The organism is Paenibacillus agri (assembly GCF_013359945.1).
Lineage (GTDB): Bacteria > Bacillota > Bacilli > Paenibacillales > Paenibacillaceae > Paenibacillus_AQ > Paenibacillus_AQ agri.
Map to the genome: position 1 here is coordinate 463,150 of NZ_JABWCS010000221.1, position 22,901 is coordinate 486,050.

Here is a 22,901-nt window from a genome sequence, read left to right on the forward strand (position 1 = left end):
AGTGTTTTAATTGGGAGTACATCGCTCATGTGGCGATGTACTCTTTTGCGTTGTGCTCAGGAGTATCGAGGTCAACAGCGGGACATTCCTCAAGTGGTCTTAAAATCGCGAGAGTCGACAATGATCTAATTCACCTCTTGGTTCCCGCTCGATGATTTCACTTGCGGCCAGACGTGCAATCAGGGGCGCCAGCGTAATAGCAGAATGCATCACCGCCAGATAAAGTCCCTTTATGTGATCTTGAAAGCCCACGATCGGGTAGCCGTCTTCAGGCATTGGTCTCATCCCGACCTTTATGCTCTCCAGTTCCAGTTGATTCCCGTCCTTCAGACTGCGACGCAACGTGTCGAACGCCCGCCTACCGACCGCCTCTGGTCCGTTTTCCTCCGACTCGTCGATATAATCTTCCGCAGCCAGTAGCGTATGATCTGTCAGTTGACGCGCTTCAAATTGCGCATTTGAGATTAATGTGCGTATCAGTTTATTCGGTGTTTTCATTTGAATCAGAATGGAAGGCGAAGAGGTTACCGGGACGGGACAACCTAACGGGTTGCAAAGCTCGGGTATGCTTGTACCTGCGGCCAATACCAAGACATCCGATTCCAGAAAACCCTTGGATGTGTGGACGCCAACCAGGCGGGAATCTTCTTGCTGCAGCTGTGTAACGTTGGTATCGAACTGAACCTTTGCTCCGTACTCCCGCGCTTTGCTCAATAACAGCTCCGTAACCCCAATAGGATCCACCGCACCTTCTTCGCTGACAAACATCGCTTCATCCGGATATTCCTGCAGATTCGGCTCCAATGCCTCAAGCTGCTCCCGGTTTAATTTTTGAAAGTGGGGTTGCTCCCGTAAGGTCGGAGTGCCCCAAGTCAGCGCTCCATGCCAATGAATTTTCAGTTCGGGCAGCTCCTGCTGAAGCGCATGATATTGCTCCAAAGCTGCATCGTACAGATGCCAGTATTCGGGAGCCACCTTATGAGTCGTATGTATCCAAGCAAAAGATTTATCTGTGACTTCACGCGCTGCGGCAGGGTGTCGTTCAATAACGGTTACATCCTGATTACGTTTGGCTAGATGATAGGCCACGGATGCCCCGACAATTCCTGCGCCAATAATCACGATTTTTTGTTTGTTCAATAATGACTCCTCCTCTGCACCCCATTGTAACATAGGCGTTTGAGGAGGGGAGTTAACCATGACAGGATTCTTTAGCTTTAATTATTTTCTACGCATGGAGTAAATCTTGATTATGGTATAATTCCCTAATTATTATGAATAAATTTCCACTGGGGGTAGACATATGTTAGAGATTACTTTAGACGATATCAAGATTACAACAGATGGCAAAGACACGGATTATGACCAGATGTGTAACAACCTCTATGAGTACAATGTTCGTGCAACTAACGGGCTGCTCAAAAAGCCGGGGAAGGATATTAATTTATATCTCAAAGATGACTCAGGCAACGTCGTCGGAGGGTTGTTTTGCGAAACCTGGTTATGTGGTCTGTATTTAGATGTTTTTTGGATTGCCGATGAATACCGGGGCAAAGGTTATGGAAAGATCATGATCGCTGAAGCTGAGCGGCTAGGAAAAGAGTTGGGCTGTATATTCGCTCATACCTGCACATTTACTTATCAAGCACCGGAGTTTTATAAGCGCATGGGCTATGAGGTTTTCGCCGTGAACGATGAATATCCAGAAGGGATAAAGCAATTTTTCTTAAAGAAAAAATTATAGACCTCCTGTATCGAAAATAGTTAACCAATTCCACACTACAAAAGATAAGATTGCCATCTAACAGTTGTCTCCTTCCATCTTTTATACTGGGTAAATATTGCGTGAGGAGGTCAGCCATGCCACTGATTCAAGTAGATCATCTGCGGAAAGAATTCAAACGGCAAAAGCGCAAAGACGGGTTCTGGCCATTGATGAAAAGTCTTTTGTACCGGGAGTATGAGCAGAAGGTTGCGGTCGAGGACATTTCATTTACGATTGATCAGGGTGAGATTGTCGGTTACATCGGTCCGAATGGTGCAGGAAAATCGACAACGATCAAAATGATGGTAGGTATTCTCGTCCCGACCAGCGGCAATGTGCGTGTGAACGGACTCGTACCGTTTGAAAATCGCATTGAAAATGCGCGGAGAATCGGCGCTGTATTCGGCCAGAAAAGCCAGCTATGGTGGGATACGCCAGTTATCGAATCACTTAGGCTGACGAAATATATGTATGACATCCCGGAGGATCGTTATCTGCAGAACATGGCGTTATTCAGCGACATCTTAGGACTAGAGGAATTTAAAAATGTTGCTGTTCGTTCGCTAAGCCTTGGTCAGCGGATGCGCGCAGATCTGTGTGCGGCGCTGCTGCATGATCCGCAAATCGTCTATCTCGACGAACCCACGATTGGGCTCGATGTTGTGGTAAAGGAACGCATCCGCGAATTCATCCGTCAGATTAACCGGGAACGAGGAACCACCGTCATCTTAACGACCCATGATATGGCTGATATCGAGAAGCTCTGCAGTCGCGTGATGGTCGTCGATCACGGCCGGCTAATGTATGACGGCAATCTGCATACGCTCAAGAACGATTACGGCAACATGGAGAGCATGGAGCTGGATACGGAAGAGGATTTTGTCATGGATGATGCCCTCTTGCGAATGGGAATTTCGTTCAACCGGACTGAAGAGGCCAAGACCCAGCTTGTCTATGATAAGAATAATATTAATTCGTCCGCGGTGATTAAATGGATTATGGCTCGCTATTCCGTTCGTGATTTCAAGGTCAAGGAAACGGAGATCGAAGAGATCATTCGAAATCTGTATGCCGGCTTTAGTCAGGAAGAGCCCAAGCGGCAGGAAGTGACCGTATGAGAATTGCACTTTATCGGGAAATGACGCTGAACGCCTTCCGTTCATTGCTTGCTTTTCGCGCTGAGGTACTGCTCTACCTGTTTGGGCAGCTATTTAAAGTCCTTGTGCAAATCTATATTTGGTACGCTTTGTTTGGAGATAATAATCTGTTGAGCTCACAAGCCGGTACAGTTAGTCTACAGGAAATGATCACCTATGTTGTGGTCAGCTCAGTGATCTCGGTGTTTGCCACGAATGACGTGATTTTTAGTGTAAGCTCGAAAGTATCGTCGGGCGAAATTGCAATGGATCTCATTAAGCCGATGAGCTTTCGCTCCGTCATTTTCTGTCAGGCTTTGGGCACGAATATGTACCGTATCTTATTTGAATTAATACCGTTAGTCATTATCAGCATGTCATTCTTCCACGTACAGCTCCCCTCGCTGGCTAACGGCCTCATCTTTCTAATTCTCGTCTTCAATGGCTTGATTCTTAATTTCCTGATTACGTATACGATTGGGCTAATCGCTTTCTGGTATATTCTCGTTTGGCAGGTGAACACGGTGCTGGGCGGACTAATCCGGCTATTTTCGGGCGCTTTTATTCCAATCTGGTTTTTCTCGGATTCGCTTGTGCAGATTTCTTACCTCCTTCCGTTTCGTCTCATCTACTATGAACCAATCTCTGTATACTTGGGAAAAGTCACAGGCTGGTACGATCTGCTTGCCATCGTTCTACAGCAATTAGCCTGGATGGCCGGTTTTTTGTTGTTGCAAAAATGGATGTGGTCGCGAGCTGTTCACAAGCTTGTCGTCCAGGGAGGCTAAGATGAGATACCTGAAACTCTACGCGCGGTTTATCCCTATTTATTTCAAAAGCAAAACAGAGCACGGCTTCGGCTTTTACATGGACTTTATCGGATTTGCGCTCACGCATGTGGTCAGCTATACCGTGATTTGGGCGTTAATGAGCCGGTTTCAGACCATAAACGGTTGGAATATGTATGAGGTCATGCTGCTGTACACCCTTAATATGCTGACCTATGCGGTAGCAGCGGTCTTTTTCTTTTTTCAAATGAATGATGTTGAAGATGATGTGCATAAAGGCTCTTTTGATAGTCTGCTAGTCAAACCGATCAATCCTTTCATCCATATGATCATTCGCAGTTTTGGTCATTTCTTTCTCGGCGACATTGCCATTGCGGTAATCATGCTGAGTGTCTGCTTCAGCCACCTGAATATCCATCTTCATTGGGGTTCTTATCTTAGCTTTGTCGTCATGCTGCTGGGAGCGGTGCTCGTTCAAGCTTCTTTTATTATCATTACTGGTTCGATGTGCTTCTGGATTGTTCGTGCAAGGTCGGTTAAAAATATTGTGATTTTCGGGATTCGTGGTTTTGTCGATTATCCTATTTCAATCTATAGCAAGATTATGCGGATCCTATTAACTTTTGTCATTCCTTATGGCTTCGTCAATTTCTATCCATCCCATCTAATCCTGAATAAGGAGGGAGGCTCGCTGTTCGCATCATGGCTTCCGTATACCACTCCGATCATCGGTCTTCTCCTGTTCTTCATCGCGTATCGGGTATGGAATGCGGGACTGAATCAATATCAGGGCACGGGTAGCTAAGAGAGGAGAATAAATCATGTTAACGTCATTAGAACATGTGCAGATTCCAGTCCGGCAGTTGGACCGGGCCATCTTGTGGTACACTGAAAACTTAGGGTTTCAATTGAGCAGCCGGGAAGGAGACCGTATCGCGTTCCTGACCTTGCCGGGAGGGCCATTTCTGATGCTATGGCAGACCGAAGATGATTCAACATTTGCGCACTATACAGTGGACGGAACAGACTTTCCAGTTCTACTATATCGCACAACGAGGATTCATGAACTACATGAACATTTGGTAACACTCAATACCCGCATCCAGTTATATCAAGATGACGGTTTTGCCTGGGTACTCAAATTTTATGATTCAGAGGGAAATCTATGGGGTGCTTTACAGTATAAATAATAGATTATAAAACGGGATGTTTGCGAGACAACGCATGCCCAAAAACAAAAAAAACGTTACTCCTACAGAGGAGTGGCGTTCAGACTGTCGAGAAACACATTCTCTACGATGGTTGATGAGGAATAGCCTTATAAATCAGGCTCAACTTCATCATCAGTGCTTACCAAAACCACTGCTTCAGAAGGTTGGAACTTATGCCTGGGGCTAACGGACCCTATCGTCGATATTTGCACAACAAGCAGCTTCTAGAACATGTAACGGACTCAGATGCCGCTATTTCCTCCAAAACAGTGGATTTCACACAGAATTTCTGCTCATAACGTCACTGGAGTCCGTTATTTTCTGGAACGGTCGGTGGTTAGGAAATAACGTCACTGGAGTCCGTTACCAGATGCAACAAGAAGCAAGTAATACTGATTTCGAGATAGGTCCATTAATCAAGGGTTAAATGGATTTTCTCGAAACCACTACTTTCTCAACAGTCTGGCGCCACTCCTTCAGAGGAGTGGCGTTATTTGTATTGTTGCATCAGACTCATCCGCCAAATCCTTCAAAAGTAGCAATGAGTAATATCGATTTACATAATGTTACATTTGTAATACGATATGATAATGTTCAGCCTATCTTTACCGTCAAAATAATTGGCTACAAGAAACAACGTACACTGTCACTTCTGAGAAAATTCCAGCCGAGTTTGAAGGCTTTCGTATCATCCAGTTGTTTGATTTGCACAGCAAAATGTTTGGGGGCGTTCTACGCATTCCGTTTGTGGGTGGGCTGTTGTCGCCGGAACGCGATTTTGTCCCGAAATACGATGCCGGTATGTTTAAAATCGATGATCATGATCAGACGCAAATGCTCGTAAACCGCGGTCTCGGTAGTGCCGAAGTTAGCTGGCGGGTTAACAATCGCCCTGAGATCGCAGTAGTGATACTGCGTGCTGAGTAGGCTGGCGCACTCATAGAATCACAGAATAGTTGGGAGGGTTTATCGATTGAAAGCTAAAGAGCAAAATGAGATATTAAAAATTTCGTATCCTATTCCATTTTACACGCAGCTAGTTGATTTTAATGATGTTAATCTACAAGGATTCAACAGTAAACAGGATGCTGAACATTGGCAAGTACGTGGTTGCGGGATTGCATCTATTAAAATGATCATCGACGGATTTCAGATTTATCGAGGCAATAAACTAAGTGAGACCTATGGGGAGTTCGTATATAGGGGAGTAGAAATCGGAGCCCATTGTGATCGAGGATGGATACATAAAGGGTTAGTTGAGCTCGCAAAAGAATATAAAGTTTCGGGTCAGACATTTAGACAAAGCAATGTTAATGATGTGCTTTCTGAGATAGAAAAGGATAGACCGTGTATTACATCCGTAAGTGCCGGTTTTAATGGCGGAAAAATGGATAGTAACGGTGAGATCATCAAAGCTGGCGGTCATTTGATAGTTGTGATCGGAGCCGTTAGAGAAGATGGGGAGCTGCAAGGTTTTGTTGTCAATCACCCATCCTCCAGTTCAGAGTACAATTTGGACAATCATTTTATACCCATTGATGATTTTAAAAGATCATTTTCTGGTGCCTTTATGTCATTTTGGATGAACGAATAATACGCAAGAACCGCCCAACCCGAAAGGGGAGAGGCGGTTTTTCGCATCCGCTATTTTACAACATAATGAAGCTCAACGAATTGTCCTAGTGATTTCGACCCTTTAAGCATGAGTTTCTGTTCCGGGTTATCACCTTTGAAGAGTGGAATGCCATTGCCAAGTACAATGGGAGTGATGGTGACGATGAATTCATCCACAAGCTTTTCTTTCATAAGCACATCGAGTACTTCAGCTCCGCCAACGATCCAAATCTTGGCACCGTCCTGATCCTTTAGCTTGTGCACAAAGCCGGCGACATCTTCATGAATGAAGGTAACATGCGGGCTAGGCGGTTGCTCGGAACGGGAGAATACGTAACATTTTTTATCAGCATAGGGGAATTCATCTGCTAGCTCAAAGGTTTGATCATAGGTTTTTTTGCCAATCAGGATCGTATCAATGGTGTTATAAAAATCACTATATCCATTGTCGCCTTCCCCCTCGACATCATTGAGCCAATCCACTCCGCCATCTTCTCTCGCAATGTAACCGTCGAGTGAGGCTGCGATGTATAGTACAACTGGTCGTTTCATTAATTTCATTTCTCCCTTCAGACATTAGATTCAACTTCATCATAGCAGTGATATACGTCATCCTCTGTCATATTAAAAAGAGTGAAGGAAGATTAATTGGAAGTATAGTAATTCGCTGTTACGCTGGACTCCCTGACTATGATTCGTGGTTCAAATTCGACCCGCTCATATTCCGTCACGCTTGCGGATTGAATCCGCTTCAGCAGCAGTTCCGCTGCCAGCCGACCCACTTCACTCCCCATAATAGAAACCGAGGTGATTTGCGGTGTGGTCACTGTCGCCCACAGGTTATTGTCGATCCCGGCAATCGCCACATCCTCAGGTACTCGAACACCCAACTCTTTGAACCTATTCACAATTCCGATGGCGATCATATCATTGACAGCATAAATCGCATCCGGCATGTGCTTAAGGCTGTAAAAATAATTCGCCGCCATTCTACCTGTCTCAAATGAAAAATCCTCACCAAAATAAACAAGAGAAGCATCCAACTGCGCCAAGGACTGTTCATAGGCAAAATAACGCTCTTCTATTTTATCCTTCGGCGCGCCGGCGTAAGCAATCCTCGTTCTCCCGATCCCCTTCAAATGCTCCATGACCAGGCGGCCTTCCTGACGGGATAAACCAACCACATCAGCCTTCAAGTCTGGACTGAGTTTTTTACTATAATTGATCACAGATATCGGTAGATTGGCATGATTAATTAGGCTCTCCAGCTGTTTAGGATAGGCTAGGGGCATAATGACTAATCCATCTACATGAAGCTTCTTAATCTCGCGCAGTGTCTCAAGCTCCAGTCTTGCATTACCAAGCGTATTAATCTGTACTACCCGGTAGCCATGCTGCTTGGCAGCTTGTTCTACGGCCCAGGCTATATCCGGAATGATTGCGTTGCGGATATCCGGAACAGCCAGTGCGATCTGAGAGGTCTGACGGATTTTGAGGCTTTGGGCCGAGGTGTTCGGACTAAACCCCATCTCTTTAATGATCTCAAGGATCCGCTCCTTTGTCGCTGCACTGATTCCTTCCTGATTGTTAAGTGCACGGGATACGGTGGCAATGCCTACGCCTGCTTTCTTCGCGACATCTGCGATCGTCACTTTTTTTGGATCAGTCATATCTATTCCTTCCAACTCGGAATCGTTTCCGAATATATATTGATTATTTCATTTCTTATTTTTATTATAGCATAGCTGGCAGTACCGAGGATTATGACTTGTAAACAGAAATTTCAATTACAGTATAAGACGAATAAAAGAAATTAACAAAAAGGCGACAATAGTGACCGTAAGTCCAAATATCACCGCAATGACGATCGGGATTTACGTTCGGATTTTTAGTTTGTCTTATATGGATAGGTTGACACTTTGAACAATTTGTGACATGATATTTGTCGGAAACGTTTCCGGTTCTGATAAGAATTTTACTTAACTCATTCATTAAACAAGTGTATAGGAGATGACTCACATGCAAGCGCTCAGATGGCATGGTGTGAAGGACTTACGTGTAGAAACGATTCGTGAGCCCGAGGTTCAGAAAGGTCAAGTTAAAATCAAAGTGGAAGCCTGCGGCATTTGCGGTAGTGATTTGCATGAATACGCGGCAGGGCCGATCTTCATCCCGGAAGGAGCACCTCATCCGTTAACGAATGAACAAGCTCCAATCGTCATGGGACATGAGTTTTCGGGTCAGATTGTCGAAGTTGGAGAAGGGGTATCTTCCTTACAGATCGGTGATCGGGTAGTGGTTGAGCCTATCTTTGCGTGCGGCAAATGTGCTGCCTGCAAACAGGGTAAATACAATCTGTGCGATAAAATGGGATTCCTCGGTTTGGCTGGTGGCGGAGGGGGCTTCTCTGAGTACGTGTCTGTTGATGTAAATATGGTGCACAAGATTCCAAGTAGCTTATCCTATGAACAGGGCGCGCTAGTCGAACCTTCTGCTGTTGCGCTGTACGCTGTTCGTTCCAGTCAATTCAAAGTTGGAGATCGTGCAGCCGTATTTGGTACAGGACCAATCGGGCTGCTTGTTATAGAAGCACTTAAAGCATCTGGCGCTTCCGAGATTTATGCTGTCGAGCTGTCGGAAGAACGCCGTAATAAGGCAGAGGAGCTTGGTGCTATAGGTATTAACCCTGCTGAGAAGGATGCTGTTCAGGAAATTATCAAGCTGACTAACGGTGGAGTAGATGTGGCTTATGAAGTTACAGGGGTTCCGGTCGTACTGACCCAAGCGATTCAATCTACCGGTATCGGTGGCCAAATTATGATTGTCAGTATCTTTGAACGGGAAGCATCCATTCATCCGAACCAGATCGTCATGCAGGAGAGAAACATTGCGGGCATTATCGGATACCGGGATGTATTCCCGGCGGTAATTAGCTTGATGGGGCAAGGCTATTTCCCAGCGGAAAAGCTGATTACCAAACGTATTGCGCTGGGTGATATTGTGGAGGAAGGTTTTGAGACCTTGTTAAAAGAGAAAAACCAAGTGAAAATCATGGTTTCTCCGAGACCTTAACGGAAAGTTATCCTATAACAAAGCGCCGCCTTAGTGAGACTAAGGCGGCGTTTTTGCGTAGGCAGCTCGTACTTTGAGAAACGTTGATCCGAAGTGGATGATCCGGGCGACCAATAATTTAAAGGAAAGAAATCTAAATGGATTTTAAATAATGAATATGAAACCATAGGCAGCCAGCCTCTAGTAGGGGTGGGCTGCATTTTTTATTAATACTTATTTGTTGACAAGGAAACAAAAATGCAATAAGATATAAATGTTTCCAAGGAATCAAACTCACAACTCTTGAGGGGAGAATTACATGTTCAAATCTAGATCACACAATGAGCAGAATGCAGAACCAACCATTGATAAACACGCTTTAATATTCGGTCTTATCTCTGTATTTCTTTGCGGGGTAGGCTTCAGTATCATAGCGCCTGTCGTTCCATTCTTAGTGCAACCTTATATTAGTAATCCGGGTCAACAAGCTATAGTTGTTACGCTGCTGACCTCTGCTTACGCATTCTGTGTGTTTTTTGCAGCCCCCGTACTTGGAGCTTTGAGCGATAGATATGGCCGCCGTCCATTACTTTTACTATGCCTATCGGGTTCCGCAATTGGGTACATCGTTTTTGGTATAGGAGGAGCTCTATGGGTGCTATTTGTCGGGCGCATCATAGAGGGGATAACAGGCGGGAGCATAAGCACGATCTTCGCCTATTTTGCAGACATCATTCCTCCGCAGCAGAGGACCAAATATTTTGGATGGGTGAGTGCGGTAGTAGGTGTAGGCACTGTCATTGGCCCAACGCTAGGCGGCTTTCTAGCCAAGTTTGGTTATTCTGTACCTATGTATTTTGGGGCAGTCATAACTTTATTGAATGTTGCATATGGATTCTTTTTTATGCCTGAGAGCCTTGATAAGCGTAATAGACTGAACAAGATAACCTTTGTAAGACTGAATCCATTTGCACAGCTTGCAAACCTGCTTTCCATGAAAAACTTAAACAGACTACTTATCTCAGCGTTTTTACTTTGGATACCTAACGGATCTTTACAGGCAGTTTTTTCACAATTTTCAATGGATACATTCAGTTGGAAGCCTGCAATAATCGGACTTATGTTCTCAATTATGGGCGTTCAGGACATCGTTTCACAAGGCCTAGTGATGCCACAGCTTTTGAAGAAATTTAATGATAAACAGATAGCCATTCTAGGAATGGTTTCGGAGATTATAGGCTACTGTCTAATTGCGGCATCTGCCTTGTTCTCATTCTATCCTCTCTTTATCGTTGGGATGTTTATATTCGGGTTTGGTGATTCGATCTTTGGGCCTTCGTTCAATGGGATGCTCTCCAAGTCTGTCGATTCTAGTGAGCAAGGAAGGGTTCAAGGAGGCAGCCAATCTATTCAGGCTTTAGCAAGAATGATTGGGCCGATCATTGGAGGTCAAATCTACGTGTTACTTGGTCATGCCGCACCTGCTTTTATGGGTATCATCCTAATAGCAGCAGCAATACCGGTTTTATATAAGAGAACGCAAGTAAGTGTGTAAACTACCTACTCTGATTGGTGTCTATGCTAAAAGTTCGCGTCTTCCGATGCGGACTTTTTTTGCTTGTGCATCCGCTTCTGAAGGTAGAGTTTCTACCCGATGCCGCTTATTGCTCTGACAAATATGATAATACGGTGTCTAAAGAATGTCATCCTGTCCATAAGCAGAGGATCTAGATTATAATGGTAAAAACAGACAAGGGGATGAATTCAAGATGAGATGGAAAACCTTGGTGGTCGCTGGTGTGGCTGTTATCGCATTGGGGACGTATCTATTTGCGAGTAATGCCGGGAACAAAAGTAATCATGAAACTGCAGATATTAAGCAAATGGTGCAAGAACTCAGCACGCGCAAAGTAACGGCGACGTCGGCATCAATCAATTCCAAGCAACTGATCGTAACAGGCGAAGACGCTAAGGAAGTAGCCTATGATCTGCCGGATAACGAATTCTTTCTATCGATTGCCCCCTATATCGAACAAACGCATCCTTGTGCGATCCATAGCTTGACCGGCTGCCAAGGTGAATTGACGGATCAAGAGTTCAATGTGACGATCAACGACTCAGAGGGGAATTCAGTGATTGAGAAGACTGCAATGAAATCCCAGTCTAACGGATTTATTGATCTGTGGCTGCCGCGAGATAAATCATACCATATCATCGTGGAGCGTGAGGGGAAGACTGCAGAGTCGGTAATTTCCACATTTGAGAACGACAATACTTGTGTTACAACGCTGCAATTAAGTTAAAGGCGATCATTTTGAAAGCGACATGAACTTTGCTTCATCGAGATAAGTAATATCTTGCTCAGGACACATTGCGAATACTGCAGTGTGTCTCTTTTTTATTCATATAGTTAAAAATATACAAAATTCACGTATGAATTATTACGTCATTATGTTACTATTGACTACACGAACGCATTAATTCATTAAAGTAGGAAATTTAAGCTTCCTTATTCTTTGTTTTACAAATAAATAAAGAGTCAAAGTGATGAAAACTCACATTGGAAGCGGTGATTTAAGAGGAGGGGATGTCATGTTTAGTTGGCTGGGATGGAAAACAGGTTTACCGCTATGGTGGTCAAATCGGCTGAACCGGAACTTGGAGTCTGATATTGCCGATATCTTTGAAGGAATTGCAGAAACAAGGAAAGAGATATTACATAATTGGGCTGAATTGTATTGGGGTTACTTAAGCCGGTTGCATGAGCAGTTACGGATGCTTCAAGGAGAGTCTCGTTTTCCTGAGGGGCATGACTATTCGACATGGGAATCCTTATTTGTTGCTACGCGTGGCAGAGCGGCAGACTTTTCGGAGATTTTTGTACTGAGCAAAGAGGGTGCAGTAATCTCGACCACCTTTCCCGCACATCGCGGAATGCAGTATGGAGAAGAGAGTGTAATCCGCAAGGGGTTGCAATATGCTTCCGAGGGTGTGGAGGGACAAAAATGCTTATTCGGGCCGTATGCTGATCCAGTTACCCTGCAAGCCGGACCGAGCACCTCATCCTTTTTTGATGAGATGACCTTATTATTTATTTTACCAATCGAAAGACAGGGGCAAATCGAGGGTTTCTTGTGTGGACGTGTGCCTAATGATGTGATTGGAGATTTGATTCAGCGGGAGTCGGGGCATATCTATCCTGATTCAGGCGACCATTATCTTTTTATGGCCGGGCCACGCCTACAAAGTGAGATTAAACCAGGTACTGCGTTATCCCGCAGCCGATTTGAGGACCGCACCTTCACACATGGCGAAAATCTGAAGGATGGCGTAACGACTCGCTGGGGTACGGTCAAGGTGGACAAGCATACAGAATTGGAGCTGGTGTTCACCGATCCCGCTTCAGGTGAGCTTCATCCCGGCGTGGCAAATACGATTGACAGCGGCAGCAATTTATTTGTTTCTTTTCCCGGATATTCGGATTACCGGCACATTCCTGTCATTGGCAAAGGGGTGACACTCCAGCTTCCTCATTGCCCCGATATATGGGGGATGATGTGTGAGGCTGACTTTGAGGAGGTCTATCGTACTCGTAGTCTTGGCTGGAATGTCACCAAAACGATGCTGCCGCTATTGCTCGGTATGACTGTTCTGGTTGCATTGATTGCTGGATTTTTGACAGGGAGGACAGAAGTTAGCGCGCTGGGTAGTGCTTCTATAATTGGTGCAGCAGTGCTGGTATATGGGCTGATTAGCTGGCAGATTATTCTCCGAAGAAGCCTTCTTCCGGAAACGGGGCGCATACGACAGCTTAATCGCTTCATACGGCGTAGCACTGAAGGCAGCAGTGATCTGACGCAAAGAATCCCGCTTCAAGACTTTGGGAGAGACGAGCTGTTGGATACAGCCAAATGGATTAATAGTATGATTGACTCGCAGGAAGGAATTCTGGTGAAAGTCAAGCATGCGGCGGATGATGTGATGGTGAGCCAGCGGCAGCTGAGCACATCAACTTCGGAGACAGAACAATCAACGGAACGTGTGAATGAACGGATTGAAATCATGGTGGAAAGCATCCTTCGTCAACTGCAGGATCTGGATGCTGTAAGCGATGCCGTAGGAGACATGCGTGTAACTTTGCAGGAGCTTGAACAACAGGCTGCGGATCAGATCCGAGTTGCCCGCCAAGAGGTGGAGAACATTGGAGATAAGATGGCTAACATTACCCAGCAGGTATCGGCGACGCATGAGACCATGGATTCTTTTGTAGGCACAACGCGCAGTATTGAGGATGTTCTGCAGATCATTGAAAGAATATCTTCACAGACGAATCTGCTCGCCTTGAATGCTTCAATTGAAGCGGCAAGAGTAGGGGAGCATGGAAGAGGGTTTGCAGTTGTGGCTTCGGAAATCCGTAAACTGGCGGAGACAACGGGTCAATCTGTAGCGGAGATTCAGGGGACCATCGGTCAAATCTATGCCGGTTCTGAGCGTGCGCAGCAATCCATGGCAGAGGTTACACAGGTCGTGGAGGAGGGCAGTGTCAGGGTTGCGGCAGCAACCGAACTGCTGATTCAGGCTAATGATCGTGAAGCCACCAAATCCGAGGTCGTTGAACGGGTAGTACGTTTGATGGAGGAGATCACGGCCGTCAGCATGGATAACCGGAATATATCCGCCGAGGTCGAACAGAAGCTGGCAGCGCTTAGGAACGACTATGTACATGTACAGCAAAGCGCTCAATATGTAGAGGTCATCGGTGAATTTTTGCAACAACTCATTGGGCAGTTCAGGTTAAAGGAAATCAGGAGAAATTAGATGATGCAGGGCTTGTAATTTAGGCAATAGCAACTGATTTATAGTATAGTGGTTAGGATGGACAACAAGAAAAGAGGGAACGAATGCCTACTATACTGGTTGCTGACGATGATGCGAACATTCGCGAACTTGTCTGTTTATTTCTTCGTAACGACGGATTTGAAACAGCCGAAGCGGCGGACGGTAAGGAAGCACTGAGTGTCTATGCTTCAGCACCTATCGATCTTGTCGTGCTTGATATTATGATGCCGATTATGGATGGTTGGACGTTATGCAAGGAGCTGCGAAGAGCCAATCCTGACCTTCCGTTACTTATGCTAACTGCGCGTGGTGAAACATGGGAGAAAGTGAAAGGCTTCGAGCTTGGTACGGATGATTATTTGACAAAACCCTTCGATCCGCTAGAGCTGACGGTCCGTGTCAGGTCATTGCTGAAACGATACCGGATTGGTTCCACGCAGACAATCCAGTTCGGCGACGTCACCCTTGACAGACAGACCTATAAGGTGATGAAAGGGTCGGAGGCGCTTGCATTACCGCTCAAGGAGTTCGAATTGCTGTATAAGCTGGCTGGAACACCCGGACAGGTCTATACGCGTGAGCAGTTGATCGATCAAATCTGGGGTCTTGATTACACTGGCGATGATCGAACAATAGACGTACATATTAAACGCCTGCGTGAACGGTTTGCGACTACGCATGAGTTTCGGATCGAGACGGTACGTGGTCTTGGCTACCGGCTCGAGGTGTATGAATGATCAAATCCATCTATACACGCGTTGTCCTGACATTTCTAGTCTCTGTGGTCGGAGGCTTATTCATTGCTTTGTTGGTGGCAAACTGGGTATTTAAAGGCCAAGTGAATGAAAACGCGCAGATTCCCTTGCGTAACTTCGCGCAGGATATGGTTCGGCTCTACAATACAATTCCGTTACATGAAGCCGACGTTTTTGTAAGTGGAATGAAGCAGCTCAATTCCTATCATATTCGAATTTACGATGACACAGGTCAGTTCAGGTCTTACGGAGCGCGAGAAGGACATAATCCTGTCCATGTGACAAGGGAACAAGTGAAAAAAGTGCTTAATGGAGAAGTGGTTCAACTTAGTTTTTTTGGTGCTACTACTAATCTATTAGGAATGCCATTGCAAACGGAAATAGGAACGAAGGCGATGTTTGTGGAGATGCTCACTCCCCCATCTATTTCTTTTAACAGAAAGCTGATATTGAATTTGTTGACCTATGCTTTGATCGCAGGTAGCCTGCTGATTCTGGTTGCTGCCATGTTCTTGGTCAGACCGATCAAGAAACTGACAACAGCGACCAGGCGTGTAGCAACCGGAGATTTCAACGTTAAGCTGAAGATTAAGCAAACAGATGAGCTGGGTACCTTGGCTCGCAGCTTTGAAGATATGATGCATGATCTACAGCAGCTTGAGCAGATGCGCAGGGAGTTCGTAACGAACGTCTCGCACGAAGTACAATCGCCGCTCACCTCGATATCCGGTTATGCTATTGCACTCAAGCAAGTAGACGTCCCGGAGCACGAGCGGCGCCGGTATCTCGATATTATCATCGCTGAGGCTGCCCGGATGTCCAACATGAGCGATAGCCTGCTAAAGCTGAGTGTGCTTGAATCGCAGTCACAGCAACTGCGGCTGTCCACGTTCAGTCTGGATGAACAGATCAGAAGGGTCATTGTGGCGATCCAGCCTCAGTGGGCGGCCCGCAACATCACCTTCGATCTTCAATTGAAGGCAGTGAATCTGTCGGCCGACTATGACCTGTTAAATCAGGTATGGACGAACATACTCGGTAATGGCATCAAATTCTCTGCGGACAGCGGCGTTATTCATGTCAGCATCCAATCAGATAGCCATAACGTAACCGTCCGGATATCAGACCATGGCATTGGAATTCCCCTGGAAGATCAGCAGCGTATATTCGAGCGGTTTTTCAAGGCTGATCGTTCGCACAGCCGTAAGTATGACGGTAGCGGCATGGGACTTGCCATCGTTAAACAGATCGTAACGCTTCATCAAGGCGACATCCGGGTAGAAAGCGAACCTGGCCAAGGAACGACATTCATTGTAACTTTACCAATCACAACCTCAGAAGATTAGTCAGACTTATATAGGGGGAAACCAACGTATAGTCTGAAATAGGTGATTTCTAGAACCTTCATGCTACGGCATTATGTGCAAGCTTGCTTGCAGATGACGCTGTAGCATTTTTTTGTTAGTTCATACTCCGTTCATAATGTCGTCACGGGGAGTACATTTTCCAAGTATAAAATCCTCTAAGCGGCAGTTTAGGACAACGCGGTATAAACATAACGAGAAGGAGAGTATGCAAATGGAAAATCCAGAAGGAAAGAATGCGAAGGAAAGGACGAAAGCAAGAAAAATACTAGTCCTTCTACTTAAAATAATAGGGGCAGTAATTATAGCAATAGTCCTTTTTCTTGCCATTGTTTTTACAGTTAATATTATTAGCAACAAATCGGAGCAAGAGAAAATCGTGCCTTATGGCCAGTTAGTGCCAGTAGATGGAAAACATATGAATGCTTTGATTCAAGGGGAAGGTGAAGAAACCGTCGTGTTGCTACCAGGGTTTGGGACAGCATCACCAGTTCTGGACTTTAAATCGCTAATCGAAGAGCTATCGCCTTTCTACAAAGTTGTTGTGCTTGAGCCTTTCGGCTATGGATTAAGTGATCAAACTGGAAAGGAACGAAGCACAGCGAATATTGTAGGTGAAATTCATGAAGCTTTACAGCGTCTTCAGATCGACCGTTACATTCTAATGGGTCACTCCATTTCAGGCATTTACGGATTGGATTATGTGAACAAATATCCAAACGAAGTAAGCGCATTTGTCGGGCTTGATAGTAGTGTTCCATCTCTAAGCGAGAAGGAGATTAGCTCATCAACAATAAGTGTTTTAAAGCTACTTAAAAAATCAGGTGTGATCAGATTGAATAGCAAGCTAGTTGATGACCCTACTGCTGAACTTCCATTTGATGATGCTACAAAAGAACAAATAAGATTGTTTGCGAATAAAAACATGTATAATTCTACCACAATGAATGAAGCCGGAAGTATGTATTCTAATTTTAAGGCAGCTGAAGCATTGACCTTCCCTAAAGAGCTTCCGCTTATTTTCTTTGTACAAGCGCATCATCCGGCAACTGATCGATGGCTCCCAGAGCATGAAAAGCAAATCAAAGATTCTATACATGGAAAAGTGATGACATTTGACGGAGGACATTATTTACATCGTATTCATGCCAAAGCTATCGTAGAAAATCTAAATGAATTTATGAAAGAAATAAAATAACGGGAAGATTACACTGAAACAAGGGGAGATAATGAAAATGAAGATGGGTCCGAAAATGAAAAAAGCGCTTAATATTTTTCTTAAAACAGTAGGCGTTATAGCAGTAGCAATTGTGCTTTTTCTAGTTGTTACATCTACAGTTAACGTTATTAGTACAAAGTCGGAGACTGCAAAAATACAATCCTACGGTCAGTTAGTACCTGTAGACGGGAAAAAGATGAATGTAATGATTCAAGGAGATGGCGAGGAAACGGTTGTACTGCTGCCGGGTTACGGAACAGCATCGCCAGCGCTTGATTTCAAGCTGCTGATCGATGAGCTATCCTCACATTACAGAGTTGTAGCGGTTGAGCCTTTCGGTTATGGATTAAGTGATGGAACTAAAAAAGAGCGGACCACCGAGAACATTATTAGCGAAGTTCATGAAGCGTTGCAGCAGCTTAATATTGACCGCTATGTACTAGGAGGCCATTCTATTGCAGGTATTTACGGGATAGCTTATGTGAACAAATATCCAAACGAAGTAACCGGATTTGTCGGGGTCGATACCAGTGTTCCAACACAAGCTGGAATGGATGCTAAATTGCCAATTAAAGGGTTCGCATTTCTTGAAAAAACAGGTCTGGTAAGATTGATCAAGAAAGTAGGCAGTGATCCATATACTGGATTAGCATATGATGAGCAAACCAAAGAACAAATGAGATTGATTTCGAATAAAAACTCGAATAATTCCACTAACTTAGACGAAATGCAGCATATCGCTTCTAACTTTGAAGGAGCTAAGGGTTTAACATTCCCTAAAGAGCTGCCCCTAATCTTCTTTATCGATGCGAATAATACCGCTAACCAAGGCTGGCAACAGCTGCATGAAGATCAGATCAAAGACTCTGTACATGGAAAAGTAGTATCATTGCCTGGCAGTCATTACTTGCACCATACGAAATATAAGGAAATCGCCGAGGGCTTTAAGGAATTCATGGAACAAGCGAAATAAGCGGAATGTATAGAATATACATCTAGTCAAAAGGGTTCGTGTCCGCACGAATCCTTTTTTGTATAGAATATGTTTATTTATACTATACCTTGATGACAGATGGAGAATATTCCACAATATTACATGAGGGTGGCTAGATATGATTTTCATGAATCCCTACTAGAACTAGAAGGAGTGATGGTGTTTTGAAAACAATGAATCCAACAAAAGAGCCTGTGAGAGGTTATTATTGGTAAAATAAGAACCTCTCGTTAGGTGACGGGAGGCAGATATTAAATGATGTTGCTAAAAAATATGGTCCGGGGAACAGCAGATGATTCCGTGGCTAAACAATTGGTTCAGCATTGGGAACATGATATGGTACGTTGAAGTTCTGGAGAGCAAGCAGCAATTTTATCTATGAGTTTAAAAGAAACGGTGTGTCGTATTTTCTTCGTTTCGTCCATGAAGAGGACAACAATATCGATAATATTCAAGCTGAGCTTGATTTTATGAATTACCTAAGATCTGAAGATTACTCGACGGTTGCTCCAGTCCTTTCTGTAGACGGTAACTCCATCGAAACGAGGCCGAGAAATCACGGTACTGTGTCATCGACTTTGATGATGCAATGGTGCACTGGTACGCAATGGATATTGTATCGGCCATTCCAGATCTGCTGGATGAAGAAAATGATGATAGTCAGCGGAAAATAGAGCATTTTCTAACTGGCTATCGTTCCATTAAGCCGTTAGAGGAATCTTTTATCCAATCGTTTCCGCTCTTCCAAAGGTTTGCAGATCTTTATAAGTATGCACGGCTCCTCCGCAGTGTAGAGGGAATGGAAGTCCATTCTTCACCAGAGTGGGCAGTAAGTCTTAAGGAGAAACTAGAGAGGGCGCGCCATGGACTGCGTGACCGATTATACAGTGGAGTGCAACTCAGTCCAATCGATCATAGTAATTGGTATGCCTGCACCCAGCTTGAGGTAACAGCAGAACAGAAGGAAGTGTTTCCAGTACCCGCGGTCTATTGGCTCGCAGAATCAGCTTATTGTGGATTTACACCGCTGGCTATTTACGCTGACGCACAATTAGTGGGGTTGGCAGTCTATGCTGTCGATCCCAAGGATGGAGCTTATTGGATTATGGCCTATATGATCCATCATAAGTTTCAACACCGGGGGTTGGGAACAGCAGGTATGAGAGCGCTTCTACGAACGATCCAAGAAAAGCACGCTTGTGACAAAATAATTCTGGGTCATCGCGCTGAGAATGAGGTAGCCTCTAGGATGTATGTCTCACTGGGTTTTGCAGAAATAAGCCGTAACGAAGGTGAGGTTATACGTGAATTGCGATTTATGGCGGACAGTCGATAGACTGTAGATAGCTTGAGGGTACTGTATATAAAAGAATCCACCGTCAAATGAGGAATCTCATCAAGCGGTGGATTGTTTATTGTTGCTTAGAGACGTTCTTACTGTTCAGTCACATAGTCGAAGCTTATCTCATCATATTGATCGGCAGCATCCTCGAAAACCTCGATCACCGCGGAATAACGTTCACCGTGCTCGGAATCTGCAATCCATATGATCTTCAGGGGTAAGGGGAGATGTCCGGTTACACAATCCCACAACGCATCTAAATTGCGACCATACCACTCAGGCAGCTCAAGACTTTGCTGTAGCCATTCATGTATATTCTCGTAACGATCTCCCTCAGACTGTCTTAATTCCACAACGTTACTCATTCGGGGACACTGCCTTCCTGGGTAATATCTGTAAACGACTTATAATGATCGGTAGTCATGTAGATCAACCCGTCATTGGAGTAGAGAATACGATCTGCCCCGCGTGAACCTTTCTTATAGTTAATGTCCGCTTCGTACCAAATCCGGTTTTTCGCTTTGGGCAAGAGTCCTTCCCGGTTGCCAAAACGGTCCCCGCCGATGCTTTTACCTGGCGCAATTTGATTCAGATTTCCCTTGGCAGTACCCAGCCGAGCCCTTCAGCTTCCTTCTTCGTAATAAAATTATCCGGAAGAGCATGATGCTGCCTAATATAATCCGATACGTCCTTGAAGTTCGTAAGCGGTGCCTGGGACTTGTCCTGTGTCTTGGAGGATTTCGGGGCAAGGGTAGATTTCGGTTGAGCCGTTTGGGTTTGGCTGGATGACGTTGGACTTGGTTCATAGATTGCTGAAGAGTTGTTGTTGCTGGTCTCTCCGCAGCCGGTCAGGGCAATGACCAGAATAACCGCCATCGCGGCGAGCCAGGAACGCGACCAGCGGCTCAGTTGTTGCTTTAATACTTCAAACATGGTGTTACCTCACTTCTATTCATCTATTTGTCCAAGTGTACCAAATTCATCGGGAATTAAAAAGTGCGGTATACGCTGTTGGTCCGGAAGGTGATGTTGTTATCTTCAGCAGGACCCTCGTTGACATCCTCATATTGAAAAGTTAGAATTAGAATGATCATTCTGTTCAAGATGATGACTGTTTAATTTTCAATGGGGGATATATGCGGTATGTTTGAAAAATATAAGAAATCTAAAAAAGCTGTACTGGAAACAACGCTCAGGCTTCTCAGCAAGCATGATCTACAGGCGACCTCCATGTCCTTGATCTCCAGTGAATCTGGAGTTTCGATGGGGAGCATTTACAACAGCTTTTCGGGAAAAGAAGAGATTATCAACGAGCTGTACACCAGTATCGTGGAATACCAGACGGAATATGTGCTTCAAGGCTTCAATGACAGCGCGGATCTTTTCGAACGTTTCCAGAGAACTTGGCAACGGGTCGTCCAGTCTAGTGTCGACAATCCCGAGGCGTTTCAGTTCATGGAGCAGTATTCGCTATCGTCGTATATTTATGATGAATCCAAGAAATTTGCTTATGAGAAGAACTGGTGCGGCCCATTGGCTGTGATGTATGCCGATGCTATGGAGCAACAAATCTTCAAGCAGAGCGATGCCCGGTTGATGGTTCAGATGCATTGGGGGACGTTTGTATTTTTGGTAAAAGGGCACTTGCAAGGCAACCTGAAGCTTACGTCTGAAGTGTTGGAAATGGCGGTTTCTTCGAGCTGGAACTCTGTAAGTACAGTGAAGGCTTTCTTGCCGTAGATTACGGCAGTTTTTCGGAGTAATTAGAATGAATGCTCACTACAGATTGGAGTGATTCAATCGCTATTTCTTGGGCATAATATCCAAGGTCCCCCCGCTTGACAAGAAACAGAGAAGCGCATAATATCTAGAGTGAACGTTCATTCTAATTTTTAATATCAAACCATCGAGGGAGAGATTCAGATGTCAAAGACCATTTTTATCACCGGAACAAGCAGTGGTTTGGGAAAATTAACAGCGATTCATTTTGCGAAACTGGGCTGGAATGTGGCAGCAACGATGCGTTCCCCAGAGAAAGAGACCGAGCTGACGACTTACAGCAACATTAAAATATTCAAGCTGGATGTAACAGATGTGGAGCAAGTGCGTAGCGCAGTACAGGAGGCAACCGAAGCTTTTGGGAAAATCGATGTCGTTGTCAATAACGCGGGAATGGGGGCTTACGGTGCACTGGAGCTTGCAGAAGAAGAAACCATCGACTGGCAATTCGCCGTGAATGTCCGGGGTCCGATCAATGTCATTCGCGGATTCCTTCCGCATTTTCGGGGAAATGGGGGTGGCAAGTTCATTAACATCAGTTCGCTCATGGGTGTGACCACGGCTGTGCCCATCGGATCGCTGTACAACATGTCTAAGTTTGCTTTGGAGGGGCTGACAGAAGGATTGTACTATGAATTGAAGCCGCTCAACATTGGGCTGCATTTGATCGAACAAGGCGGTTCGGCAGGCAATAATTTCTTGAACAACATCATTTGGAGTCAAAGTGAAGACATTCGAGCTTATGATGACATTATCGCTAAGGTAAAAGAAAGCTTCGAGCGCTCGGCCGAAAGTCCATCCGATGATCCGCAAGAAATCGTAAACGCAATTGCCAAGCTGGCGACAGGCGAAAGTAACCAGTTCCGCACACTTGTCGGTAAGTCCACCGAAGATCTGGTAGCCTTCAGAAAGTCTGTTCCGATCGAGCAGTTCTTGGAAACAGTGGCATCCAACTATAACTTGTAATCCACGGAAAGATTAATGCACCGTCATTTAGCTGAGAGGCTGTGGCGGTGTATTTTGTGTGATTGCCCTATATATAAT

The 22,901-nt window shown here is 44.9% G+C and carries 22 protein-coding genes and 1 pseudogene; 18 read left to right on the plus strand and 5 right to left on the minus strand.

Annotated features, from left to right (window positions below):
- Nucleotides 1-99: 99 nt before the first annotated feature.
- Nucleotides 100-1,140: an NAD(P)/FAD-dependent oxidoreductase gene (locus HPT30_RS28860; protein WP_175374690.1), complete on the minus strand. Its 1,041-nt coding sequence runs from the start codon at nucleotides 1,138-1,140 to the stop codon at nucleotides 100-102.
- A 163-nt stretch (nucleotides 1,141-1,303) separates the two neighbouring features.
- Between HPT30_RS28860 and HPT30_RS28865 the strand changes: the two genes are divergently transcribed.
- The 7 genes from HPT30_RS28865 (at nucleotide 1,304) to HPT30_RS28895 (ending at nucleotide 6,494) form a co-directional block, all read left to right on the plus strand.
- Nucleotides 1,304-1,744, plus strand: coding sequence for a GNAT family N-acetyltransferase (locus tag HPT30_RS28865; protein ID WP_175374691.1), 441 nt, complete (start codon nucleotides 1,304-1,306; stop codon nucleotides 1,742-1,744).
- A 116-nt stretch (nucleotides 1,745-1,860) separates the two neighbouring features.
- Entirely contained in the window at nucleotides 1,861-2,883 is a 1,023-nt protein-coding gene (locus tag HPT30_RS28870) for an ABC transporter ATP-binding protein (RefSeq protein WP_175374692.1), read from the plus strand.
- Nucleotides 2,880-3,689 carry an ABC transporter permease gene (locus tag HPT30_RS28875; protein WP_175374693.1) on the plus strand — a complete coding sequence of 270 codons (810 nt, stop codon included), beginning with the start codon at nucleotides 2,880-2,882 and terminating at the stop codon, nucleotides 3,687-3,689. Before HPT30_RS28870 ends, HPT30_RS28875 begins: the two co-directional genes overlap by 4 nt.
- A 1-nt stretch (nucleotide 3,690) precedes the next feature.
- Nucleotides 3,691-4,494, plus strand: a complete 804-nt coding sequence (locus tag HPT30_RS28880; protein WP_175374694.1) for an ABC transporter permease — start codon at nucleotides 3,691-3,693, stop codon at nucleotides 4,492-4,494.
- A 16-nt stretch (nucleotides 4,495-4,510) separates the two neighbouring features.
- On the plus strand, nucleotides 4,511-4,879 hold the full coding sequence (locus tag HPT30_RS28885) for a VOC family protein (protein ID WP_175374695.1): 369 nt from the start codon (nucleotides 4,511-4,513) through the stop codon (nucleotides 4,877-4,879).
- Between the two features lie 780 nt (nucleotides 4,880-5,659).
- Nucleotides 5,660-5,827, plus strand: coding sequence for a hypothetical protein (locus tag HPT30_RS28890; RefSeq protein ID WP_175374696.1), 168 nt, complete (start codon nucleotides 5,660-5,662; stop codon nucleotides 5,825-5,827).
- Nucleotides 5,828-5,873: 46 nt separating this feature from the next.
- Nucleotides 5,874-6,494, plus strand: a complete 621-nt coding sequence (locus HPT30_RS28895; RefSeq protein WP_175374697.1) for a C39 family peptidase — start codon at nucleotides 5,874-5,876, stop codon at nucleotides 6,492-6,494.
- 50 nt (nucleotides 6,495-6,544) lie between these two features.
- Here HPT30_RS28895 and HPT30_RS28900 read toward each other — a convergent pair whose 3' ends face one another.
- Nucleotides 6,545-7,066 (minus strand): dihydrofolate reductase family protein, encoded by a 522-nt coding sequence (locus HPT30_RS28900; RefSeq protein ID WP_175374698.1) that lies wholly within the window; start codon nucleotides 7,064-7,066, stop codon nucleotides 6,545-6,547.
- 92 nt (nucleotides 7,067-7,158) lie between these two features.
- Nucleotides 7,159-8,184 carry a LacI family DNA-binding transcriptional regulator gene (locus HPT30_RS28905; protein ID WP_175374699.1) on the minus strand — a complete coding sequence of 342 codons (1,026 nt, stop codon included), beginning with the start codon at nucleotides 8,182-8,184 and terminating at the stop codon, nucleotides 7,159-7,161.
- Nucleotides 8,185-8,533: 349 nt separating this feature from the next.
- Here HPT30_RS28905 and HPT30_RS28910 point away from each other — a divergent pair, with 349 nt between their 5' ends.
- From HPT30_RS28910 to HPT30_RS28950, 9 genes are all read left to right on the plus strand, one after another.
- Nucleotides 8,534-9,586, plus strand: coding sequence for a 2,3-butanediol dehydrogenase (locus HPT30_RS28910; protein WP_175374700.1), 1,053 nt, complete (start codon nucleotides 8,534-8,536; stop codon nucleotides 9,584-9,586).
- Between the two features lie 298 nt (nucleotides 9,587-9,884).
- Nucleotides 9,885-11,120, plus strand: a complete 1,236-nt coding sequence (locus tag HPT30_RS28915) for an MFS transporter (protein ID WP_175374701.1) — start codon at nucleotides 9,885-9,887, stop codon at nucleotides 11,118-11,120.
- A 214-nt stretch (nucleotides 11,121-11,334) separates the two neighbouring features.
- Entirely contained in the window at nucleotides 11,335-11,868 is a 534-nt protein-coding gene (locus tag HPT30_RS28920; protein WP_175374702.1) for a CueP family metal-binding protein, read from the plus strand.
- Between the two features lie 289 nt (nucleotides 11,869-12,157).
- The gene (locus HPT30_RS28925; protein ID WP_175374703.1) at nucleotides 12,158-14,383 is read left to right on the plus strand and encodes a methyl-accepting chemotaxis protein; all 2,226 of its coding nucleotides are present in this window, start codon (nucleotides 12,158-12,160) and stop codon (nucleotides 14,381-14,383) included.
- A gap of 83 nt (nucleotides 14,384-14,466) precedes the next feature.
- Nucleotides 14,467-15,141 carry a response regulator transcription factor gene (locus tag HPT30_RS28930; RefSeq protein WP_175374704.1) on the plus strand — a complete coding sequence of 225 codons (675 nt, stop codon included), beginning with the start codon at nucleotides 14,467-14,469 and terminating at the stop codon, nucleotides 15,139-15,141.
- Nucleotides 15,138-16,505 (plus strand): sensor histidine kinase, encoded by a 1,368-nt coding sequence (locus HPT30_RS28935; RefSeq protein ID WP_175374705.1) that lies wholly within the window; start codon nucleotides 15,138-15,140, stop codon nucleotides 16,503-16,505. Before HPT30_RS28930 ends, HPT30_RS28935 begins: the two co-directional genes overlap by 4 nt.
- A 232-nt stretch (nucleotides 16,506-16,737) precedes the next feature.
- Entirely contained in the window at nucleotides 16,738-17,721 is a 984-nt protein-coding gene (locus HPT30_RS28940) for an alpha/beta fold hydrolase (protein ID WP_175374706.1), read from the plus strand.
- A gap of 13 nt (nucleotides 17,722-17,734) precedes the next feature.
- The gene (locus HPT30_RS28945) at nucleotides 17,735-18,715 is read left to right on the plus strand and encodes an alpha/beta hydrolase (protein WP_376767077.1); all 981 of its coding nucleotides are present in this window, start codon (nucleotides 17,735-17,737) and stop codon (nucleotides 18,713-18,715) included.
- Between the two features lie 628 nt (nucleotides 18,716-19,343).
- Nucleotides 19,344-20,072 carry a GNAT family N-acetyltransferase gene (locus tag HPT30_RS28950; protein ID WP_246317509.1) on the plus strand — a complete coding sequence of 243 codons (729 nt, stop codon included), beginning with the start codon at nucleotides 19,344-19,346 and terminating at the stop codon, nucleotides 20,070-20,072.
- Nucleotides 20,073-20,170: 98 nt separating this feature from the next.
- On the opposite strand, the gene HPT30_RS28955 is transcribed toward HPT30_RS28950, so the two are convergent.
- Complete coding sequence (locus HPT30_RS28955) at nucleotides 20,171-20,443, minus strand: barstar family protein (RefSeq protein WP_175374708.1); 273 nt, start codon at nucleotides 20,441-20,443, stop codon at nucleotides 20,171-20,173.
- Nucleotides 20,440-21,011 (minus strand): annotated as a pseudogene (locus HPT30_RS31040) (ribonuclease domain-containing protein). Before HPT30_RS31040 ends, HPT30_RS28955 begins: the two are co-directional and overlap by 4 nt.
- 210 nt (nucleotides 21,012-21,221) lie before the next feature.
- On the opposite strand from HPT30_RS31040, the gene HPT30_RS28965 reads away from it, so the two are divergent.
- Nucleotides 21,222-21,818 (plus strand): TetR/AcrR family transcriptional regulator, encoded by a 597-nt coding sequence (locus HPT30_RS28965; protein ID WP_175374709.1) that lies wholly within the window; start codon nucleotides 21,222-21,224, stop codon nucleotides 21,816-21,818.
- Nucleotides 21,819-22,001: 183 nt separating this feature from the next.
- On the plus strand, nucleotides 22,002-22,823 hold the full coding sequence (locus HPT30_RS28970) for an SDR family oxidoreductase (RefSeq protein WP_175374710.1): 822 nt from the start codon (nucleotides 22,002-22,004) through the stop codon (nucleotides 22,821-22,823).
- Nucleotides 22,824-22,901: the final 78 nt, after the last annotated feature.

Bases quoted from the DNA above. Each gene is read 5' to 3' on its own strand.
- HPT30_RS28865 (WP_175374691.1), top strand. From the start codon at position 1,304: ATGTTAGAGATTACTTTAGACGATATCAAGATTACAACAGATGGCAAA.
- HPT30_RS28870 (WP_175374692.1), top strand. From the start codon at position 1,861: ATGCCACTGATTCAAGTAGATCATCTGCGGAAAGAATTCAAACGGCAA.
- HPT30_RS28875 (WP_175374693.1), top strand. From the start codon at position 2,880: ATGAGAATTGCACTTTATCGGGAAATGACGCTGAACGCCTTCCGTTCA.
- HPT30_RS28880 (WP_175374694.1), top strand. From the start codon at position 3,691: ATGAGATACCTGAAACTCTACGCGCGGTTTATCCCTATTTATTTCAAA.
- HPT30_RS28885 (WP_175374695.1), top strand. From the start codon at position 4,511: ATGTTAACGTCATTAGAACATGTGCAGATTCCAGTCCGGCAGTTGGAC.
- HPT30_RS28900 (WP_175374698.1), bottom strand. From the start codon at position 7,066: ATGAAACGACCAGTTGTACTATACATCGCAGCCTCACTCGACGGTTAC.
- HPT30_RS28905 (WP_175374699.1), bottom strand. From the start codon at position 8,184: ATGACTGATCCAAAAAAAGTGACGATCGCAGATGTCGCGAAGAAAGCA.
- HPT30_RS28910 (WP_175374700.1), top strand. From the start codon at position 8,534: ATGCAAGCGCTCAGATGGCATGGTGTGAAGGACTTACGTGTAGAAACG.
- HPT30_RS28915 (WP_175374701.1), top strand. From the start codon at position 9,885: ATGTTCAAATCTAGATCACACAATGAGCAGAATGCAGAACCAACCATT.
- HPT30_RS28920 (WP_175374702.1), top strand. From the start codon at position 11,335: ATGAGATGGAAAACCTTGGTGGTCGCTGGTGTGGCTGTTATCGCATTG.
- HPT30_RS28925 (WP_175374703.1), top strand. From the start codon at position 12,158: ATGTTTAGTTGGCTGGGATGGAAAACAGGTTTACCGCTATGGTGGTCA.
- HPT30_RS28930 (WP_175374704.1), top strand. From the start codon at position 14,467: ATGCCTACTATACTGGTTGCTGACGATGATGCGAACATTCGCGAACTT.
- HPT30_RS28935 (WP_175374705.1), top strand. From the start codon at position 15,138: ATGATCAAATCCATCTATACACGCGTTGTCCTGACATTTCTAGTCTCT.
- HPT30_RS28940 (WP_175374706.1), top strand. From the start codon at position 16,738: ATGGAAAATCCAGAAGGAAAGAATGCGAAGGAAAGGACGAAAGCAAGA.
- HPT30_RS28950 (WP_246317509.1), top strand. From the start codon at position 19,344: ATGGATATTGTATCGGCCATTCCAGATCTGCTGGATGAAGAAAATGAT.
- HPT30_RS28955 (WP_175374708.1), bottom strand. From the start codon at position 20,443: ATGAGTAACGTTGTGGAATTAAGACAGTCTGAGGGAGATCGTTACGAG.
- HPT30_RS28965 (WP_175374709.1), top strand. From the start codon at position 21,222: ATGTTTGAAAAATATAAGAAATCTAAAAAAGCTGTACTGGAAACAACG.
- HPT30_RS28970 (WP_175374710.1), top strand. From the start codon at position 22,002: ATGTCAAAGACCATTTTTATCACCGGAACAAGCAGTGGTTTGGGAAAA.